17 protein-coding genes are annotated in these 18,178 nt (G+C 62.6%); 6 read left to right on the top strand and 11 right to left on the bottom strand.

Going from position 1 to position 18,178, the window contains the following annotated elements; genetic code table 11:
* Window position 1 precedes the first annotated feature (1 nt).
* The 3 genes from rimI to IV109_RS07130 are packed head-to-tail and all read right to left on the bottom strand — an operon-like array spanning window position 2 to window position 2,198.
* A complete protein-coding gene (rimI, locus tag IV109_RS07140; RefSeq protein WP_296694367.1) occupies window positions 2-469 on the bottom strand; it encodes a ribosomal protein S18-alanine N-acetyltransferase in 468 nt (155 codons plus the stop codon).
* Complete coding sequence (tsaB, locus tag IV109_RS07135) at window positions 466-1,179, bottom strand: tRNA (adenosine(37)-N6)-threonylcarbamoyltransferase complex dimerization subunit type 1 TsaB (RefSeq protein ID WP_296694365.1); 714 nt, start codon at window positions 1,177-1,179, stop codon at window positions 466-468. The genes rimI and tsaB overlap by 4 nt, the downstream gene beginning before the upstream one ends.
* Window positions 1,176-2,198: a DMT family transporter gene (locus IV109_RS07130; RefSeq protein ID WP_296694363.1), complete on the bottom strand. Its 1,023-nt coding sequence runs from the start codon at window positions 2,196-2,198 to the stop codon at window positions 1,176-1,178. Before IV109_RS07130 ends, tsaB begins: the two co-directional genes overlap by 4 nt.
* A gap of 45 nt (window positions 2,199-2,243) precedes the next feature.
* Between IV109_RS07130 and dacB the strand changes: the two genes are divergently transcribed.
* Both dacB and IV109_RS07120 read left to right on the top strand, forming a co-directional pair.
* Entirely contained in the window at window positions 2,244-3,683 is a 1,440-nt protein-coding gene (gene dacB, locus IV109_RS07125; RefSeq protein WP_296694361.1) for a D-alanyl-D-alanine carboxypeptidase/D-alanyl-D-alanine-endopeptidase, read from the top strand.
* A gap of 24 nt (window positions 3,684-3,707) precedes the next feature.
* Window positions 3,708-3,962, top strand: coding sequence for a SemiSWEET transporter (locus IV109_RS07120; protein WP_296694359.1), 255 nt, complete (start codon window positions 3,708-3,710; stop codon window positions 3,960-3,962).
* Window positions 3,963-4,084: 122 nt separating this feature from the next.
* On the opposite strand, the gene IV109_RS07115 is transcribed toward IV109_RS07120, so the two are convergent.
* The gene (locus IV109_RS07115; protein ID WP_296694356.1) at window positions 4,085-4,690 is read right to left on the bottom strand and encodes a trimeric intracellular cation channel family protein; all 606 of its coding nucleotides are present in this window, start codon (window positions 4,688-4,690) and stop codon (window positions 4,085-4,087) included.
* A gap of 419 nt (window positions 4,691-5,109) precedes the next feature.
* Here IV109_RS07115 and IV109_RS07110 point away from each other — a divergent pair, with 419 nt between their 5' ends.
* Window positions 5,110-5,502, top strand: coding sequence for a universal stress protein (locus tag IV109_RS07110; protein ID WP_296694355.1), 393 nt, complete (start codon window positions 5,110-5,112; stop codon window positions 5,500-5,502).
* 52 nt (window positions 5,503-5,554) lie between these two features.
* Here IV109_RS07110 and IV109_RS07105 read toward each other — a convergent pair whose 3' ends face one another.
* From IV109_RS07105 to purE, 3 genes are read right to left on the bottom strand one after another with little or no spacing between them, the layout of a single operon-like run.
* A complete protein-coding gene (locus IV109_RS07105) occupies window positions 5,555-6,589 on the bottom strand; it encodes an L-threonylcarbamoyladenylate synthase (protein WP_296694491.1) in 1,035 nt (344 codons plus the stop codon).
* A gap of 14 nt (window positions 6,590-6,603) precedes the next feature.
* Window positions 6,604-7,782 carry a 5-(carboxyamino)imidazole ribonucleotide synthase gene (locus IV109_RS07100; protein WP_296694353.1) on the bottom strand — a complete coding sequence of 393 codons (1,179 nt, stop codon included), beginning with the start codon at window positions 7,780-7,782 and terminating at the stop codon, window positions 6,604-6,606.
* Complete coding sequence (gene purE, locus IV109_RS07095) at window positions 7,779-8,273, bottom strand: 5-(carboxyamino)imidazole ribonucleotide mutase (protein WP_296694350.1); 495 nt, start codon at window positions 8,271-8,273, stop codon at window positions 7,779-7,781. Before purE ends, IV109_RS07100 begins: the two co-directional genes overlap by 4 nt.
* A gap of 38 nt (window positions 8,274-8,311) precedes the next feature.
* On the opposite strand from purE, the gene trxA reads away from it, so the two are divergent.
* On the top strand, window positions 8,312-9,220 hold the full coding sequence (trxA, locus tag IV109_RS07090; protein ID WP_296694348.1) for a thioredoxin: 909 nt from the start codon (window positions 8,312-8,314) through the stop codon (window positions 9,218-9,220).
* 89 nt (window positions 9,221-9,309) lie between these two features.
* Here the strand turns inward: trxA and IV109_RS07085 are convergent, their stop codons facing one another.
* Entirely contained in the window at window positions 9,310-10,833 is a 1,524-nt protein-coding gene (locus IV109_RS07085; protein WP_296694346.1) for a CoA-acylating methylmalonate-semialdehyde dehydrogenase, read from the bottom strand.
* Between the two features lie 124 nt (window positions 10,834-10,957).
* Between IV109_RS07085 and IV109_RS07080 the strand changes: the two genes are divergently transcribed.
* Window positions 10,958-11,917 carry a LysR family transcriptional regulator gene (locus IV109_RS07080; RefSeq protein ID WP_296694343.1) on the top strand — a complete coding sequence of 320 codons (960 nt, stop codon included), beginning with the start codon at window positions 10,958-10,960 and terminating at the stop codon, window positions 11,915-11,917.
* Here IV109_RS07080 and IV109_RS07075 read toward each other — a convergent pair.
* The 3 genes from IV109_RS07075 to pyk form a co-directional block, all read right to left on the bottom strand.
* Entirely contained in the window at window positions 11,914-12,831 is a 918-nt protein-coding gene (locus IV109_RS07075; RefSeq protein ID WP_296694341.1) for a phosphoribosylaminoimidazolesuccinocarboxamide synthase, read from the bottom strand. The two genes, IV109_RS07080 and IV109_RS07075, sit on opposite strands and share 4 nt — an antisense overlap.
* A gap of 85 nt (window positions 12,832-12,916) precedes the next feature.
* Window positions 12,917-13,981 carry a class II fructose-bisphosphate aldolase gene (gene fba, locus IV109_RS07070; protein WP_296694338.1) on the bottom strand — a complete coding sequence of 355 codons (1,065 nt, stop codon included), beginning with the start codon at window positions 13,979-13,981 and terminating at the stop codon, window positions 12,917-12,919.
* A 185-nt stretch (window positions 13,982-14,166) separates the two neighbouring features.
* Window positions 14,167-15,600 carry a pyruvate kinase gene (gene pyk / locus IV109_RS07065; protein ID WP_296694335.1) on the bottom strand — a complete coding sequence of 478 codons (1,434 nt, stop codon included), beginning with the start codon at window positions 15,598-15,600 and terminating at the stop codon, window positions 14,167-14,169.
* Window positions 15,601-15,746: 146 nt separating this feature from the next.
* On the opposite strand from pyk, the gene IV109_RS07060 reads away from it, so the two are divergent.
* On the top strand, window positions 15,747-18,178 hold a 2,432-nt coding region (locus IV109_RS07060; protein WP_296694333.1), incomplete at its 3' end, for a CHASE domain-containing protein.

Here is an 18,178-nt window from a genome sequence, read left to right as displayed (position 1 = left end):
CTCACAGGCGCAGGTTCATGACGATGGCGTCTTCGCGCTGGCCCTGAACGGCGGGATAGTAGTTTTTGCGCAGCCCCACGCGGCGAAAGCCCTGACTCTCATAGACCTCCATGGCGCGCAGATTGCCCACCCGCACTTCCAGCCAGAGCCAGGCCGCGCCTTGCCCTTTGGCCCAGATCGCCAGCGCATCGAGCATCACGCGGGCCCAACCCTGGCGCTGGTAGTCGGGCGCCACCGTGATGTTGAGCAGGTGCACCTCGTCCACGCCCTTCATGGCGACAAAGTAGCCCAGCAAGGTGTCACCGGCCATGAGCAACTGCGCCTCATAGCCGGAAGCCAGCGTGTCGATGAAATTGCCGTGCGACCAGGGATGAGCATAGGCCTGCTGCTCCACGCGCATCACCGCATCCAGGTGTTGGGCCGTCAAGGGCTCAAAGCGGGCTTCCATGGCTTTGAGAACTGCACTCATGCAGCCGCCTTTTCCGCGGCCCGCTCCAGCGTGGTTTTCGCGACCTTGTCGCGGATGTAGAGCGGCAGGGCCTGGTCGGCGGGCAGCGCCGCGCCAGCCGCCAGCAGGGCCGGCGCCAGACGCAACATGGCGCTGGCCGTGGGCAGAACTTCCACCCGGGGCGCGTCGGCACAGGGCAAACGGGCACCGTAGTTGACGAACACATTGCCGGCCAGCGTCCAGCTCGCATCGCCGTCCAGATTTTCAGGACGAATCAGCCTGTGGCCCCCGGTTTGCGACCACAAACCGCTACTAAAAACATAGCGTGCTGCGTACATCTCGTCCATCCGGGCATCTAGCAGGGCCTGCACCTGAAAGTGCGCCAATTCTGGTGCTTGCTGGTTGCGCGCCTCCTCGGCCACGGCCAGCAGGGTGTCCATCGGCAGTACTTTGACGTTCGCCCCCAAAGCCAGCCCCTGCGCCACCGAGCAAGCCGTGCGCAGACCCGTGAACGAGCCCGGACCGCTGCCAAACACAATGGCATCGAGCTGCGAGAAAGCCAGCCCGGCTTGCGCCATCAGGCTTTGGATAGCGGGAATCAAGTGGGCCGAGGTCTGCGCACCACCTTCAGCGCTGTGCTGCCAAAGCTCCGACGTGTGGCCACCAGAGTCCGAGCGCTGCACCGCGAGGGACATTTTTTCGGTACTGGTGTCCAGGGCGAGCAGGTTCATGGCCGCACCCCGGCGCGAACAGCTTCTTTTGCAATGGCCACCGGCGCGGCCGCACGAACCCCAAACAGAATGCCCAGGGTCACCAGCGCAAGACCTGCAGACAGGTTCCAAAACAAGGGTTCACCCAGGAACACCACCGCGCCCAGGGCCGACAAACCCGGCACCAGCGCCGTGATCATGGTGGAGCGCACCGGGCCGAAGTGCTGGATCATCTTGGTGAAGGTGATGCCGGAGATCACCACCGAACCCCAGCCCTGGAACAGCGCCTGGAACAGCACCTCGCGCCACGGCGCTGTGAATACATGGCCGGGTGCCACCTGCCCCAGCACCAGTGCCAGGTAAATCGGCACATAAATCACAAAGGCAAAGGCGGTGATGGCGATGGTGGCGCGCACTGCATCCAGCGCATGGCGGCGCGCCAGCACGCTGTAGGTAGACCAGCACAGGGCCGCCACCATGAACAGCAGGTCGCCCTTCCAGACCTCGCCGCCGTCAAAGGCATGCAACAGACTGGCGCCGCCCACCAGCAGATCGCCCAGCACGATCAGGCCCAAACCCAGGGCACGCAGCGGTGTGATGCGGTCACGCAAGACCAGCACCGCCAGCAGCGCGGTCCACAGCGGCAGGCTGCCGGGCATCAGCACCGAGGCGTGCGCCGCCGGGGCAAACACAAAGCCGCTATAGGCCAGCACGGCATACAGCAAGCCGCCAAACAGTCCCACGGTGGCGGTCACGCGCAAGGACAAGGGTGAGAGTCCGAACAGCGAAGAATGCCCGGTGCCCGCCATCCGGTCGCGGCGCACCAGCCACCAGCCCCAGGGCAGCAGAATCAGGCTGGCGCCCACGATGCGGCAGAAGGCAATGTCAAAGGGCGTGAGGGTGCCGCCCCGCGCGGGATCCGCCGAGGCGCGGGCAATGACGATAAAGGCGGTCCAGATCAGCACCGTGACCAAGGCGGCGGCAAGGCCAATCGTGCGGGGTGAAAACCCCCTTGAAGAATGGCTTTGGGATGAATGCATGCCTCCATTATCCGTGGCCCCCACAGGACTCGGGATAATCAGGGCATGTCTTTACCGCAACGCCTGCTGCTGTGTCTGTCTGCCCTGCTGTGCAGCCAGGCGTTCGCTCAAATCCTGCCCCCTGAAGTGGATGCGGCCCTGGCCCGCGCCAAGGTCCCGCGCGATGCCGTCACGCTGCTGGTGGTCGACGCCGAGGGCAAGTCGCCCCCGCGCCTGAGTCACCGCGCCGGTGTGGCGGTGAATCCCGCCTCCGTCATGAAGTTGGTGACCACTTATGCAGCGCTCGATCTGCTGGGCCCCGCCTTCACCTGGAGCACGCCGGTGTTTGTGGAAGGCGCGGTGCGCGACGGCACCTTGTTTGGCAACCTCTACATCAAGGGCCAGGGCGACCCCAAGCTGGTGCTGGAGCGCCTGTGGCTGCTGCTGCGCCGGGTACAGGGCCTGGGTATCAACAAAATTGCCGGCGACATCGTGCTGGACCGCAGTGCCTTTGAGACCATCGAGCTTGACCCGGCCAGCTTTGACGGCGAACCACTGCGCCCCTACAACGCCGCGCCCGATGCGCTGCTGCTCAACTTCAAATCGGTGGTCATGACCTTTGTGCCAGACCCCACCGTCAAGACCGCGCAGGTGCATTACGAGCCACCGTTGGCGGGGGTGCAGATGCAGACCAGCGTGCCCTTGTCCAATGCTGAATGTGGCGACTACCGCGGCGCCCTCAAGGCCGACTTTGCCGACCCCACGCGCATCCGCTTTGGCGGTGCCTACCCGGCCAGTTGCGCCGAAAAGGTCTGGCCCGTGGCCTACGCCGACCCCAAGAGCTACAACGTGCGCGCCGTGGAAGGGCTGTGGCACGAGATGGGCGGCAAGCTCACCGGCACAGTGCGCGAAGGGCGCGTGCCAACGCCTGCTGGCGTGACTCTGAAACCCACGCTGGAACAGACTTCGCCCGTGCTCGCCGAGGTGATCCGCGACATCAACAAGTTCAGCAACAACGTGATGGCACAGCAACTGTTCCTCACGCTCAGCCTGGCACCGCGAGGCCAGAACGGCAGCCCGACCAGCGGCGCCGCCACGCAAACGGCCTCGCGTGAAGTGCTGCGCCGCTGGTGGAAGGAGCGCATGGGCTCGGACGATGCACCGGTCATGGACAACGGCTCCGGCCTGTCGCGCAGCGAGCGCATCAGCGCTCAGGCTCTGGCGCGTTTGCTGCAACATGCCTACCGCTCACCCTGGATGTCCGAACTCATGTCCTCCCTGCCCATCACCGGAGTGGATGGCACGCTCAAACGCAGCCGTGCCAAGTCTGTGGGCAGCGCCCACCTGAAGACCGGCAGCCTGCGCGACGTAAGCGCCGTGGCGGGCTATGTGGACGGCGCCAGCGGCAAGCGCTACGTGCTGGTGGCCATCGTCAACCACGCCGCAGCCCTGGCCGCCCGACCCGCCATTGAAGCCCTGCTGGACTGGACCAGCAACGATAACTGAGCGCGCCCCCCCGCAATCTCTACCATGCCCCTGTCTGAAATTCTTGGTTACATCGCCGCCGTCCTGACCACCGCCAGCTTTGTGCCGCAAGCCTGGCACACCTTTCGCACCCGCGATGTGCGCGGCATCTCGCTGGGCATGTACAGCGTGTTCACGGTGGGGGTGGCCTGCTGGCTGGGATATGGCGTCTTGCTGCAGGCCTGGCCCATCGTGATTGCCAACGTGATCACGCTCGGCCTGGCGGCAGGCATTCTGGTGATGAAGCTGCGGTTTCGGTAGCTGACCTTCGCCGCGCTGCGAAGTGAAGTGAAGTGAAGTGAAGTGAAGTGATGCTACGTCATAGCGGGCCACCGCAAATTGGGGGTGCCGAGCGCTTTGGCGAGTTTAGCTAGCTCGACCCGCTACGGCAGCACAAACGTAGGAAGCCGAAGGTCGAAGGCTATCGCCGCCAGCCGCGTGCCCGCCACGGTGACGAAGCCCACGGCCAGGGCGAACGCAGCGGGCGCCTTGGTTGCTCGCATGAGCAAGTAGATTGCGACCCCAGCGATGGCTGCCGATGCATAGATGTCTTGGCGAAGGATCAATGGGACCCTCGCCGACAGCAAATCGCGGACCACCCCGCCGCCAGCGCCCGTGAGCGTGCCCATGAGAATGACCACAAGTGTGCGACACCCGGTGCTTTCGGCGATCCGGGCGCCTGACATCGCAAACAATGCCAGACCGAGTGCATCGGCGATAAGCAACGCACTCCTTGGGACCGGAAACAGGTGAACCCAGAGCAGCGTCAGCGCGGTGGCACAGACGATGGAGAAGAGAGGCCAGGGGTCCTCAATCCAGAAGATAGGGTGTCGACTCAAGAGTAAGTCGCGAATCGTGCCGCCTCCAACCGCGGTGACGGATGCAAGCACGAGGATGCCCAGTAGATCGAGTTGCGCAGCTATGCCGGCGAGCGCGCCGCTGATGGCGAAGACGGCCACACCAAAGAGATCGAGGAGACGCAAGAGCACGGCGCGGGTCTGGTGTGATGTCTAACGATTCGCGTTTATCCGCCGCGCTGCAATGTTCGTAGAAACCAAGACCACCTCCCGCGGCTGATAAACCATGTTGGACTGAACCGCCTGCACAGGCAGTCGCGATGGGGTTTAAAGCTTCACCCCATTTGAATGATCAGATTATGGCCGAGCGTGGCGTGTTGGGAACTCCATGACACGGCCATCCCCCGCCTCTGATGCTGTCATGCCAAGCTTTGCAAACGTTTGCTACCCTGGTTATTGGGACGCAACACCTTGGACAAGGCCTGTACCGAAAACAGGGTGTCGATCAGCCAACGCGGGTACTGAATCCTCAAAGCATAATCACGTGACCAAGCGTCATGCCTCACAGAGAGCGTGATGCTCCACATAACCACTGAATTCAGGAGAATTTCATGACAATCGTCGTAGCCTACGCGCCCCGCCCCGAAGGGCAAGTCGCGCTGGAGAAGGGCATCGAAATCGCAAAGCGTCGCAATGAGCATCTGCTTGTAGTCAACGCGACCCCCGGTAACGCCGATGACGACGCCATGGCCGCTGCCCAGGACGTCGAACGCATTGAGGCGCTATTGGCTCAAACCGGTTTGAACGCAGAATTCAAACAATACGGACGCGGCAAGAGCGCCGTTGAGGAAATTGAAACCCTGGTGGCAACCCTGCCTGTTTCCCTGCTCGTCATTGGAATACGCAAGCGCTCTCCCGTCGGAAAACTCATTATGGGCAGTGTTGCACAAGAACTGCTCCTGTCCGTTGACTGTCCAGTCCTGGCGGTGAAGGCCACAAGCTGATCCAGCTTGGAGCGAGCAGCCGTGCTGAACAGCCCTGGTCGCTGGTGCTGTGTCAGCCAGCCGACGCTCTTTGCAGTCGGTCGCGCACACCGTCCCACTCGGGTGCTTCGGGCGGTGTCTCGATCCAGATCAGTTTGACGCCCTGGGCGTCGAACTCGCGCAACACGGCAAACAGTTGTTGCGCGGTGGTAGCGGCGTCATCGGGCATGCGCCTTCTGAGCACTTTGCTGGAGCGGCTTTGCAGGATGACGCGCGAATAGGTGGCGATGACGGGGCCATCGGCTTTGCCGCCATCGATGTCCCCACCCAGCAGGTCCAGCGCCGTCTGCAAGGCCTTGGCATCCATCAGCCGCACCTTGGCATGGGGGGCGTAGTGTGATTCGAGCGTGCCGGAAGCACGGGGGGCGGGGGCCTCCAGCTCGTCCTTGGACAGCACTTTGTGGCCGCACACGGCCTGCACCTGCTGCGGCGTGACAGCGCCGGGGCGCAATAGCACCGGTGCCCCGCGCGTGCAGTCGATGATGGTGGATTCAATGCCCACGGCACACGGGCCACCGTCCAGAATCAGCAGATCGCCGCCAAACTCGCTTTGAACATGCGCGGCAGTGGTCGGGCTGACGCGCCCGAACTTGTTGGCACTGGGTGCGGCAATACCCCACACCGCGGGCTGTGCCTGGGGGTCCGCACCCGGCGTCAGACAAGCCTTGAGCAGCGCCTGCGCCACCGGATGCGAGGGGCAGCGCAGACCGATTGAATCCTGTCCGCCCGCCGCCGTTGCCGCAACGCCCGCGCGGCGCGGCAGAATCAGGGTCAGCGGGCCGGGCCAGAAAGCTTGCATCAGCTTGTGCGCAAAATCCGGCACCTCGCGCGCATAGTGCGCCACGGCAACCGCATCGTGCACATGAACAATCAGGGGGTGATCAGAAGGCCGGCCTTTGGCGGCAAAGATTTTGGCAATCGCCGCATCATCGTCCGCGTTGGCGGCCAGGCCGTACACGGTTTCGGTCGGCAGGCCCAGCAGCTCACCGGCGCGCAAGGCTTGAACGGCCAGGGCGATCGATTTATCGGCAGCACCGTCCAGAATCATGGAGAAGCCAAGTGTCAAAAGGCTTCGATGCCCAGGATCGCCGCCGCCGCCAGCGCATGGGTGCGGACCGCGTCCACACTTGGCCCGGTGATCGTCAGATGACCCATCTTGCGGCCCGGACTGGCCTTGAGCTTGCCATACAGATGCAGGTGGACGCCCGGCAAGGCCAGCACCTGATCCCAGGGCGGCGTGACCTGGCCATCGCCCTGCCACAAGTCACCCAGCAAATTGAGCATGATGCTGGGGCTGTGCTGGCGCGGCTGCTGCAGCGGCAGGCCCGCCAGAGTGCGCACCTGCAAGTCAAACTGCGACACATCGCAGGCATCGACCGAGTAGTGGCCGCTGTTGTGCGGACGGGGCGCTATTTCGTTGACGATCAGCGTGTTGTCTGCCAGCACGAAAAACTCAACGCACAGCACGCCCACGTAGTGCAGACCTTCTGCTATTGATTTAGTAGCTTCAACCGCTTGCTCTGCGAGGGCCACCGGTATATTTCCCTCATAAACCTCGGTCACGGCCAGAATCCCCTCGCGGTGCAGGTTGAGCTGCACCGGCAGGTTCACGCAGGCGCCGTCCCAGCCGCGCGCCACGATCACCGAACACTCGGCCTTAAGCGGCAGCATTTTCTCCAGCACGCAGGGCACGCCCTTGAGTCCGGTCCAGGCGGCGGCCAGTTCGTCACGGGTTTTGACACGCACCTGGCCTTTGCCGTCATAGCCCATGCGCGCCGTCTTGAGAATGCCGGGCAGCAAGTCATCGCTGACCGCGTTCAACTGCGTAGCGGACTCAATCACGGCGTAGGGCGCGCAGGGCACGCCACAGCGCACGAAATGCGCTTTTTCCCTGGCGCGGTCCTGGGCAATACCCACGGCTTCAGCCCCAGGCGCCACGGGCCGGTGCGCACCCAGCGTCATGAGAGCCGGAGCGGGCACATTCTCAAACTCGGTGGTGATGGCGGCGCAGCGCTGCATCAGCTGTGCCAGGCCCTGTTCGTCCAGGTAATCGGTCTGGATGTGAAAGTGGCTCACCAGCCCGGCCGGGCTGCTCACATCGGGGTCGAGCACCGCCGTGAAATAACCCATGGCCTGCGCGGCCTGCACAAACATGCGACCCAACTGGCCACCGCCCATCACACCCAGTGTGGTCTGTTGCCCGCCCGCCGTAGTGCCGGGCAAAATGGTTTGACGGCTCATAGCACGGGCGGCAGCGTCATGCCACGGGCAACTTCGGTTTGTTCGGCGCGAAAGGCGTCCAGCTTGGCACGCAGGGCCTCGTCTTGCGTGGCCAGCATGGCCACCGCAAACAGGGCCGCATTGGCAGCACCGGCAGCGCCGATGGCAAAAGTGGCCACCGGGATGCCCTTGGGCATTTGCACAATGCTGTGCAAAGAATCGACCCCGGACAGGTGTTTGGACGCCACCGGCACACCCAGCACCGGCACCGTGGTCTTGGCTGCCAGCATGCCCGGCAGGTGAGCTGCGCCCCCGGCGCCCGCGATGATGGCGCGCAGGCCACGCCCACTGGCGGCTTCGGCGTAAGCAAACATATCATCCGGCATCCGGTGGGCAGAGACCACGCGCGCTTCGTGCGAGATTCCAAACTGTTGGAGAATATGGACTGCCTGTTGCATGGTGTCCCAGTCAGAGCTGGAGCCCATGACGACGCCGATTTGAATGTGTTTCATAGTGTTGAATTTTACTAACTTACCCCGAGCTGCCCAGAATGATGAACGTTACTGTTGAAAACTTCGATGCCGAGGTGGTTGCCGCTTCCATGCAAATCCCGGTGCTGGTCGACTTCTGGGCGCCGTGGTGCGGCCCCTGCAAAGTGATCGGCCCGCTGCTGGAAAAGATCGAAACCGACTACGCGGGACGCTTCAAGCTGGTCAAGATCGACTCCGATCAGGAGCAGGAACTCAGCCAGGCTTTTGGTATTCGCAGCATTCCCACCTGCGTGCTGATGATCGACGGCAAGCCGGTGGACGGCTTCATGGGCGCCGTGCCCGAAAGCCAGATCAAGGCCTTTCTGGACAAGCATGTGCCTGCGGGCGATGTGCTGGAAGCCGAAGTCACTGGCGTGGCCATTTCAGATGCACCTGACGCCAACGACCCCGCCGCCATCCGCGAGGCGCTGCACCAGGCGGTACTGAAGAATCCGGACGATGAAGACGCCCGCTTTGACTACATCAAGCTGCTATTGAATGCAGGTGAGGTCGACGACGCCAAGGTGGCGTTTGCCCCGGTGATCGCCAAGACCGCACTGGTGCGGCGCTTTGACTCGCTGCAGCGCTGGATGAATGCTATTGATTTTGCAATGGACAATCCAGATTCGACGGGGGCGATAGCCACATTTGAAGCCAAAATTGCAGCCAACAAGCGCGACTTTGAGGCGCGTTTTGGCAAGGCACAGACCCTGATGGCGGCCAGGGAGTGGACCGCCGCCATGGACGAGCTGCTGGAAATCCTGATGCGCGACAAGACTTGGGCCGAAGACCGGGCACGCAAGACCTTCATTGCCATTCTGGACATCATCGAGCCGCCCAAGATCAAGGTGGCCGACGGACAGATTCCACCTGTCGACCCGACGGTAGCCACCTACCGCCGGCGGCTCAGCAGCGTGGTGCTGAGCTAAGTCAGCCGTGCGCCGCGCCGGGCCGCCCCAAGCAAGCACAGCCCCCTCGGGGGGCAGCGCAGTACACGAAGTGACAAGCGTGGGGGCCGTTATTTTGCGGTAGGCATCACGAACTCGGCACCTTTGGGGGTGCTCTCGGGCCAGCGCTGCATGATGGACTTCTGCTTGGTGTAGAAACGCACACCTTCTTCGCCGTAGGCGTGCATGTCGCCAAACAGCGAGCGCTTCCAGCCGCCAAAGCCGTGCCAGGCCATGGGCACCGGGATCGGCACGTTGATGCCGACCATGCCCACCTGGATGCGCCGGCTGAATTCACGCGCCACATTGCCATCACGGGTGAAGCAGGCCACACCGTTGCCAAATTCGTGGTCGTTGACCAGCTTGACGGCAGTGCCGAAGTCCGGCACCCGCACACAGGCCAGCACCGGGCCAAAGATTTCTTCCTTGTAGATGCGCATCTCGGGCGTGACATTGTCAAACAGCGTGCCGCCCATCCAGAAGCCCTGCTCGCAACCTTCGCCCGCGCCGGCACCGGTGAACGTGCGGCCATCCACCAGCAGTTGGGCACCTTCCTTGACGCCCTGCTCGATGTAACCGGTGATGCGCGCATGCGCAGCCGGCGTCACGATCGGGCCCATTTCAGCGGCCAGGTTGGTGCCGTTGAGCACCTTGAGTGATTTGGTGCGCTCGATCAGCTTGGGCATCACCTTGTCGGCCACATCCCCCACTAACACCGCGACCGAGATCGCCATGCAACGCTCGCCGGCCGAGCCGTAGCCCGCACCAATCAAGGCATCCACCACCTGGTCGATATCCGCATCGGGCATCACCACCATGTGGTTCTTGGCACCGCCCAGGGCCTGCACGCGCTTGCCGTGGTGGGCGCCGGTTTCGTAGATGTAGTTGGCAATCGGGGTGGAGCCGACAAAGCTCACCGCCTTGACGTCCGGGTGCACCAGCAGCGCATCCACGGCCTCCTTGTCGCCCTGCACCACGTTGAACACGCCGTCGGGCAGACCGGCCTGTTTGAGCAAATCTGCCATGAACAGGCTGGCGCTGGGGTCGATCGGGCTGGGTTTGAGGATGAAGGTATTGCCCGCGGCAATCGCCACCGGGAACATCCACATCGGCACCATCACGGGAAAGTTGAACGGCGTGATGCCGGCCACCACGCCCAGAGGCTGGCGCAGCGTCCAGTTATCGATGCCGGTTGACACCTGGTCGGTGAAGTCGCCTTTGAGCAACTGGGGAATGCCGCAGGCAAATTCGACGATGTCGATGCCACGGGCCACTTCGCCCTGCGCATCGGTGAAGACCTTGCCGTGTTCGGCGGTGATGATGCGGGCCAGTTCGTCCTTGCGCTGGTTGAGCAACTCCAGAAATTTGAACATCACGCGGGCGCGGCGAATCGGCGGCGTGTCGGACCAGGCCGGGAACGCGGCTTGCGCGGCGGCCACGGCGGTGTTCACATCGTCCACATTGCCCAGGCGCACCTGGCAAGCTACCGCGCCGGTGGCGGGGTTGTAGACGGCTTGGGTGCGCGTGCCGGTGCCGGCGGTGCGCGCACCCTTGATGTACTGGGCGACTTCAGTGCTGGTGGTAGCTTGTTGCATGGCGTGTCTCGTTGTTAAAAGGTTCAAGGCTGGGCCGGTTCGAGGCTGAAGTTTAGGGACCTCGCCTGACTGCGACAAGTCCGAAAAACTGAATTTATTGTTCAAAATAGTGAACAATAGGGCCATGAATGAGCAAAAAATCAACGAACTCTGGGGTCATCTATACTGGCTCAGCGTGCTGGCTCAGCAGGGCAGCTACACCGCTGCCGCTGCCCGGCTGGGCGTGAGCAAGGCCGCCATGAGCCAGCGCATGGCCGATCTGGAGCGCACCGCCGGGGTTGAATTGGTGCAGCGCACCACGCGCAGTGTGCGTCTGACCGAAGCCGGGCAGCGCCTGGTAGATGACACGCGTGCCCAGTTCGAGCAGATTGCGCAGAGCTTTGCCCAGGTGCGCGATCTGGCCGGTGCGCCGCGTGGCCTGCTGCGGGTCACCGCGCCGGTAGCCTTTGCGCGCCAGCAACTGGTGCCCCGGCTGGCCGACTTTCTGCGCGACTACCCCGAAGTACGGCTGGAACTGGATTTGTCGGACCGACTCTCCTCACTGGCCACCGAGGGTTTTGACCTGGCCATCCGCCACACCTCCACGCCACCCGATACCCATGTGGCCTGGACCCTGTGCACCACCCACTCGGTGCTGGTGGCCAGCCGCAGCTACCTGCGCCGCCATGGCGTGCCGGCCACACCGCATGATCTGGTGCAACATAACTGCCTGCATTACCCGCGGGCCCAGGACACACCGGCCTGGACCTTCGAGCCGCTCGTTCCAGGGGGCGCAGCAGCGCAAGCCGGAGAACGCGTGACGGTACCGGTTACGGGGTCTTTGTCAGCCAACAACAGCGAGGCCCTGCGAGACGCCGCGCTGACCAACCTGGGCATCGCGCTGCTGCCCGACTTCAGCGCCCAGGCCAGCCTGCAGGCAGGCAAGCTGGTGCAGGTGCTGCCGCAATGGAAACCGGTGGGTGCGTTCGCCGAACAGCTGTATGCCATCCGGCCCTATTCACACCATGTGCCGCGTGCCGTGACCGCGTTTGTGAGCTACCTGCGCGACGCCCTGGCCTCGGGGTTTGGCGAAACGGCCTCTTAGCCGGGCTGGCCCATGAGGCGCTGCATGGCTTCCTGGTATTTGGCCGCCGTCCTGGCAATCACCTCATTGGGGACACGCGGGGCCGGTGGGGTCTTGCTCCAGGGCTTGCCATCCACCTGAGCCTGCTCCAGCCAGTCGCGCACGAACTGCTTGTCAAAGCTGGGGGGATTGATGCCTTCCTGGTAGCTCTCGGCCGGCCAGAAGCGCGAGGAATCCGGGGTCAGCACCTCATCCATCAGGGTCAGCGTGCCCTGGGCGTCCAGACCGAACTCAAACTTGGTGTCGGCAATGATGATGCCCTTTTTGGCAGCAATCTCGCTGGCGGCCTTGTAGAGCTGGATACTGATGTCGCGGATGCGGGTGGCCAGGTCCAGGCCGATCATGTCCACCGTCTGCTCGAACGTGATGTTCTCGTCGTGGTCACCCACTGCCGCCTTGGCTGCGGGCGTGTAAATGGGCTCGGGCAGTTTGCTGGCGTTCTTCAGCCCGGCAGGCAGCTTGACGCCGCACACCGCCTGGTTCTCCTGGTATTCCTTCCAGCCGCTTCCGGCCAGGTAGCCGCGCACCACCGCCTCGACCGGCAAAGGCTTGAGGCGTTTCACCAGCATCGAGCGACCCACCACCTGTGGCACCTCGGCAGGCGTCACCACGCTTTCGGGCGCTTCGCCGGTGAGGTGGATCGGGCAAATGTTCAAACCCTTGGGGCCAAGCTGGTCGAACCAGAACAGCGCCATCTGCGTCAGCAGCGCACCCTTGCCGGGAATCGGTTCGCCCATGATCACGTCAAACGCACTCAGGCGGTCGCTGGCCACCATCAGGATGCGGTCATCGCCCACAGCATAGTTGTCGCGCACCTTGCCACGGGCAAGCAAGGGCAGGGAGGTCAGCATGGAGGTGTGCAGGGCAGCAGTCATATCGTGGCAATCAAAAACAAAGAAAGCAAAAAGGCCCGGTGCGGTGCTTTCACCGACAACGGGCCCCGATTATCGCAAGGACAGGTCAGCGGACGACTTGCACCAGTTCGCCACGGGCATATTGACCCGCCACCACCGACAGGCTGTGGCCCTTGATCTTGCCAGCCTGGCCTTCGCAGCCAAACTGCATGTAGCGCTGTTTGCAGATCTGTTTGGCGGCTTCACGCGCCGGCTTGAGCCATTCACGGGCGTCAAATTTGTCAGGGTTCTCGGCCAGGAACTTGCGCACCGCAGCGGTCATCGCCAGACGGATGTCGGTGTCGATATTGATCTTGCGCACGCCAAACTTGATGGCCTTTTGAATTTCTTCCACCGGCACGCCGTAGGTCTCCTTCATCTTGCCGCCATACTGGTTGATGATGGCCAGCAGGTCCTGCGGCACGCTGCTGGAACCGTGCATCACCAAGTGGGTGTTGGGCAGGCGCTTGTTGATGGCCATCACGCGGTCGATCGCCAGGATGTCGCCGGTGGGCTTGCGGGTGAACTTGTAGGCGCCGTGGCTGGTGCCAATGGCGATGGCCAAGGCGTCGAGCTGGGTGCGTTTGACAAAATCGGCGGCCTGTTCGGGGTCGGTCAGCAACTGTTCGCGTGTCATGGTGTCGTCGGTGCCGTGGCCGTCTTCCTTATCGCCTTTCATGGTCTCCAGCGAGCCCAGGCAGCCCAGTTCGCCTTCCACCGTCACGCCGGTGGCGTGGGCCATGTCCACCACCTTGCGGGTGACTTCCACGTTGTACTCGTAGCTGGCAATCGTCTTGCCATCGGCCATCAGCGAGCCGTCCATCATCACCGAGCTGAAGCCCAGGTCGATCGCGCCCTGGCACACGTCCGGGTTCTGCCCGTGGTCCTGGTGCATGACCAGCGGGATATGCGGGTAAGCTTCAACCGCGGCCTGGATCAGGTGCTTGATGAAGGATTCCCCCGCGTACTTGCGGGCACCCGCGCTGGCCTGCAGGATGACCGGCGCACCGACCTCATCCGCCGCCTGCATGACGGCCTGAACCTGCTCCAGATTGTTGACGTTGAAAGCTGGAATGCCGTAGCCGTTGACCGCTGCATGATCCAGCAGCTCGCGCATCGAAACGAGTGCCATTTTTATCCCCAGGGAAGTTGAAAACCTGTTGAGCTACCTCTTGGTAACCGCTTGGTAACTATTTACCGATGGAAGAGATTTTAGCGCCCGCAACAAAGACAAGGGTTTTGCCGCCGGGCCGCCCCAAGGCAAAATGCGCCCCCTCGGGGGGCAGGGACCACACACAGTGAGGGAGCGTGGGGGCCTCAGGACACCCGACAGATCTTCAGCATGTTGGTGCCCCCCGGCGCACCCATGGGCTCGCCGCAGGTGATGGCATACACATCACCCGTCTGGACGATGCCCCGGCTCTTCAGATGGTTTTCGGCCTCGTTCAGCGCCGTATCACGGTCCGCGCTGGTGTCGATGAACAGAGGACGCACATTGCGGTAAAGCGCCATTTTTCGTTGCGTTGCCACTTTGGAGGTCAGCGCGTAGATCGGCACCTGGATCAGGTGGCGGCTCATCCACAGCGCGGTCGATCCACTGTCGGTCATGGCCACTATGGCCTTGGCGCCCAGATGGTGCGCGGTGAACAGCGCACCCATCGCAATGGACTGATCGATGCGGTTGAAGATCTTGCCGGTGAAATCAGCTTCCAGCTTGAAGTCTTCATGCCCCTCTGCGGCATGGCAAATCTTGGCCATTTCCTGAACCGTTTCCAGCGGGTACTTGCCAGCGGCCGTTTCGGCTGACAGCATCACGGCATCGGTACCATCGAGCACCGCGTTGGCCACGTCACTGACCTCGGCACGGGTGGGCACCGGGTTGGTGATCATGGACTCCATCATCTGCGTGGCGGTGATCACCACCTTGTCATGCTCGCGCGCCAGCTTGATCATGCGTTTTTGCAGGGCCGGCACAGCAGCATTGCCCACCTCTACCGCCAAGTCGCCGCGCGCCACCATGATGCCGTCGCTGGCCAGCAGAATCTCCTCCAGGCGGGGAATCGCCTCGGCCCGCTCGATCTTGGCAATCATGCCGGGTTTGTGGTTGTATTCGGCAGCGGCCACGTTGCACAGTTGGCGCGCCATTTCCATGTCGATGGCGCTTTTCGGAAAGCTCACGGCCACGTAGTCGGCCTGGAAACTCATGGCCGTGCGAATATCGTCCATGTCCTTGGCGGTAAGGGCCGGTGCGGTCAGCCCGCCACCCTGCTTGTTGATGCCCTTGTTGTTGGACAACTCGCCACCCAACTTGACCGTGGTGTGCACCTGCTCGCCCTTGACGTCATCGACCGTGATCACGATCAGACCGTCGTTGAGCAGGAGCACATCGCCTGACTTGACCTCGCGCGGCAAGGCCTTGTAGTCCAGTCCCACGGCGTCGATATCACCCAGTTCGATGCGCGCCGCGTCCAGTATGAATTTCTGGCCCGGCTCCAGCATCACCTTGCCCTCGGCGAACTTGCCAACCCGGATTTTCGGCCCCTGCAGGTCGGCCATGATGGCGACCTCGCGACCCGCGCGGTGCGCCACCTCCCGCACCAGACGGGCGCGGTCAATGTGGTCCTGCGCCTTGCCGTGGCTGAAGTTCAGACGCACCACGTTGACCCCTGCACGAATCATCTGCTCCAGCAACGCAGGGTCACTGGAGGCGGGGCCAAGGGTGGCAACGATCTTGGTAGCGCGACGGGGCATGGGGCTGACTCCTGGTATGTAATTGAGTTTCGATTTTTACATGGAAGTGGTTACATACGAGCGTCAGCTTGCGCTGCTGTTCCACCACCGACCGTTCCCATCCATAATGCGCCATTGAGATCGAAGGCAGAACAACTGCTCACCCTATGCGTCCACACTTCACCTGGAATCCGCTTCGGTACGGCTGGAAGCCTGTGTTAGCCGCCCTGGCCCTGCTGGTCATCGGACTCCCCCTGACGGCCTACAGCGTGCACGCCATTCGCCAGAGCATTCGCGACAAGGCCCTGCTGGAGTTCAACCAGTACGTGAGTCGCATCGAGGACTCCATCAACGATCAGTTCCAGCGCCCGCTCTACGGCATTCTCGGCGCCGTCGGCGCGCATGCCGGCATTGGCGTCAATGGCGTGATGCGCCGGGCCAATTTCCAGGCCTACGTAACGGCGCGTGACATGCTCAAGGAATTCCCCGGCGTGCGCGGCTTTGGCTATATCGAACGGGTGGCACGCGCTGACCTGGCCAGCTTCGAGGCAGCCGAGAAAGCCGACGGTGCGCCCGACTTCAATGTCAAAACCAAAGGCGACGCAGCCACTTTGTACATTATCAAGTACCTGGAGCCAGAAGCAAACAACCGTGTCGCCATAGGTTTGGATTTAGGCAGCGAGCCGGTTCGCCGTGAAGCGGTTGAGCGCGCCATTGACACCGGACTGCCCAGCCTCTCCGGCATCATCACGCTGGTTCAGGATGGACGCAAAGGCCCCGGTTTTTTGCTGCTGAACGCGATCTACAAAAATGGGAAACCGCCCGATACGATCGAAGCTCGGCGCGCCCAGCTTGTCGGACTTTTCTACTCGCCGCTGGCGGCCAGTGAATTGCTGCAAAGCGTGGTTCCCATCACCCATGGTGACGTCGACTTTGAACTGGCTGATGGCGCAAACGCATCGCCCCAAACCATGGTATTTTCTTCCCGACAGGATGTCCTGGCACAACCGGAGTCGTTGATACCGACCAACTTCAAAGCAGCGCGTTTGTTTCACGAAGTTCGCAGTCTGGTCGTTGGTGGCCGCCTGCTGACACTTCGCGCGGGTAGCAGCGCCCATCTTGAATCCGAGCTGGACCGCGCCACCCCCCTGCTGGTCGGCGCTGGCGGCACGGGGCTGAGTTTGCTGCTGGCAGCCATTGCCTGGCTTTTGCTGGTGGGTCGAGCGCGCGCAGAAGCGCTGGCGAGCGACATGACGGCGGATCTGGCGCGCCTGGTCAGCGAACAGAAGGAGAGCAACACACAGCTCGGTCATGCGCTGCGGGAATCCCGGACCCTGATGGATGCCATCGACCAGCACTCCCTGCTGTCCATCTCCGATCTGGCTGGCAACATCACCTACGTCAACGAACTGTTTTGCCAGATCAGCGGCTACAGCCAGAGCGAGCTGCTGGGGCAGAACCATCGCATCGTCAAGTCCGATGTCCAGTCCGACGAATTCTGGGCCCATATGTGGAAGACCATCTCCGGTGGTCACGTCTGGCACGATGTCATATGCAACCGTGCCAAGGATGGCAGCCTCTACTGGGTGGACACCCTCATCTCGCCGTTCATAGGCGACGGCGGCATTGAAAAGTATGTCTCCATTCGCACCGACGTGACGACGGTGAAGGTCACGCAACAAGCACTGGCCAATGAGCGCGAGCACCTGAACAACATCATTCTGGGCACCCATGCGGGCACCTGGGAGATGAATGTCCAGACCGGCGAAGCGATCCTGAACGAGCGCTGGGCCGATATCATGGGCTACGCCCTGCCGGAGCTTCAGCCCTGGAATGTACAGTCCTGGGCGGCCCACTGCCACCCCGACGATCTGGGGCGTGTCATGCGCCTCATGGCAGAGCACCTGAATGGCAGTCTGGGTTACTACGAATGCGAGTTCCGCATGCGCCACCGGGATGGGTATTGGGTGTGGGTTCAGGACCGCGGGAAAATCTCATCCTGGACTGCAGACGGCAAGCCCGAGTGGGTGTCAGGCACCCACCTGGACATCTCGGACCGCAAACGCGCCGAAACCGAACTGGTTCGCACCAGCACCATGCTGCAGTCCGTGCTGGATGCGGCCTCCGAGGTGGCCGTCATCACCACCGGGCTGGACCGGATCATCACCTTGTTCAATACAGGCGCGCAGAGGATGTTCGGCTTCGATCCTGAAGAAATCGTCGGACAAAAAACCAGTTCCATCTTTTTTGACCCCGCCGAAGTGAACGCACGGGCAACAGAGCTGAGCCTTGAAACGGGTCGTTCAGTCACGGGCTTCGCCGTCCTGGTGGACGAATCAACACTGGGAAAGAAATCGGAGTGGACGAATATCCGCAAGGATGGAACACGTTTCATGGTGTCGCTGGTGGTCACACCCCTGTTCGACGCGCAGGGCCAGCGCTGCGGCTACCTCGGCATCAGCCACGACATCAGCACCGAAAAAGCCTATGAAGGCTGGCTGCGCGGCTCCATGGAAGAAGCGGAAGCCGCCACCATCGCCAAGAGCCAGTTCCTTGCCAACATGAGCCACGAGATCCGCACGCCCATGAACGCCATCCT

The organism is Rhodoferax sp. (assembly GCF_018780565.1).
GTDB lineage: Bacteria > Pseudomonadota > Gammaproteobacteria > Burkholderiales > Burkholderiaceae_C > Rhodoferax.
This window is presented reverse-complemented; position numbering and strand designations above follow the sequence as displayed.

Bases quoted from the DNA above. Each gene is read 5' to 3' on its own strand.
- rimI (WP_296694367.1), bottom strand. From the start codon at position 469: ATGAGTGCAGTTCTCAAAGCCATGGAAGCCCGCTTTGAGCCCTTGACG.
- tsaB (WP_296694365.1), bottom strand. From the start codon at position 1,179: ATGAACCTGCTCGCCCTGGACACCAGTACCGAAAAAATGTCCCTCGCG.
- IV109_RS07130 (WP_296694363.1), bottom strand. From the start codon at position 2,198: ATGCATTCATCCCAAAGCCATTCTTCAAGGGGGTTTTCACCCCGCACG.
- dacB (WP_296694361.1), top strand. From the start codon at position 2,244: ATGTCTTTACCGCAACGCCTGCTGCTGTGTCTGTCTGCCCTGCTGTGC.
- IV109_RS07120 (WP_296694359.1), top strand. From the start codon at position 3,708: ATGCCCCTGTCTGAAATTCTTGGTTACATCGCCGCCGTCCTGACCACC.
- IV109_RS07110 (WP_296694355.1), top strand. From the start codon at position 5,110: ATGACAATCGTCGTAGCCTACGCGCCCCGCCCCGAAGGGCAAGTCGCG.
- IV109_RS07105 (WP_296694491.1), bottom strand. From the start codon at position 6,589: ATGATTCTGGACGGTGCTGCCGATAAATCGATCGCCCTGGCCGTTCAA.
- IV109_RS07100 (WP_296694353.1), bottom strand. From the start codon at position 7,782: ATGAGCCGTCAAACCATTTTGCCCGGCACTACGGCGGGCGGGCAACAG.
- purE (WP_296694350.1), bottom strand. From the start codon at position 8,273: ATGAAACACATTCAAATCGGCGTCGTCATGGGCTCCAGCTCTGACTGG.
- trxA (WP_296694348.1), top strand. From the start codon at position 8,312: ATGATGAACGTTACTGTTGAAAACTTCGATGCCGAGGTGGTTGCCGCT.
- IV109_RS07085 (WP_296694346.1), bottom strand. From the start codon at position 10,833: ATGCAACAAGCTACCACCAGCACTGAAGTCGCCCAGTACATCAAGGGT.
- IV109_RS07080 (WP_296694343.1), top strand. From the start codon at position 10,958: ATGAATGAGCAAAAAATCAACGAACTCTGGGGTCATCTATACTGGCTC.
- IV109_RS07075 (WP_296694341.1), bottom strand. From the start codon at position 12,831: ATGACTGCTGCCCTGCACACCTCCATGCTGACCTCCCTGCCCTTGCTT.
- fba (WP_296694338.1), bottom strand. From the start codon at position 13,981: ATGGCACTCGTTTCGATGCGCGAGCTGCTGGATCATGCAGCGGTCAAC.
- pyk (WP_296694335.1), bottom strand. From the start codon at position 15,600: ATGCCCCGTCGCGCTACCAAGATCGTTGCCACCCTTGGCCCCGCCTCC.